This window comes from Lactobacillus sp. 23-2, from assembly GCF_044902225.1.
Classification (GTDB): domain Bacteria; phylum Bacillota; class Bacilli; order Lactobacillales; family Lactobacillaceae; genus Lactobacillus; species Lactobacillus absianus.
In genome coordinates, this window is the sequence record NZ_JAOQBX010000077.1 from 1 (window position 1) to 441 (window position 441).

A 441-nucleotide genomic window follows, 5' to 3' on the forward strand; every position below is an offset into this window, starting at 1 on the left:
GGGGCTCATTTTTAGTAAATCAGCCGTAGTTGGGTACTTTCCGGGGGTTATTTTTAGTAAATCAGCCGTAGTTAGGTACTTTCCGGGGCTCATTTTTGTCAAAACCCCAGTAGTTGAGTACTTTCCGGGGCTCATTTTCGTCAAAAGTTCAGTAGTTGGGTACTTTACGGGGATCGATTTTTTGAAAAATGCCGTAGTTGGGTACTTTCCGGGGGTTATTTTTGTCAAAAGTCCAGTAGTTAGGTACTTTACGGGGCTCGTTTTTGTCAAAACCCCAGTAGTTGGGTACTTTACGGGGCTCGTTTTTGTCAAAACCCCAGTAGTTGGGTACTTTATGGGGCAAATTTTTTGCAAATCGGTCGCAGTTGGATGTTTTTTAGGAAAAAATCCCCGCAAAGTCCCTAACTAAAGCTAAAATCACGAAACTCATCCCCGCAAAGT

General features: G+C 43.1%; 1 protein-coding gene. It reads right to left on the reverse strand.

All coding sequences use genetic code 11. The features are described from left to right. A partial coding sequence (locus tag OCH80_RS10215; protein ID WP_404540666.1) for a hypothetical protein occupies nucleotides 1–312 on the reverse strand: 312 nt, incomplete at its 3' end. Nucleotides 313–441 lie beyond the last annotated feature (129 nt).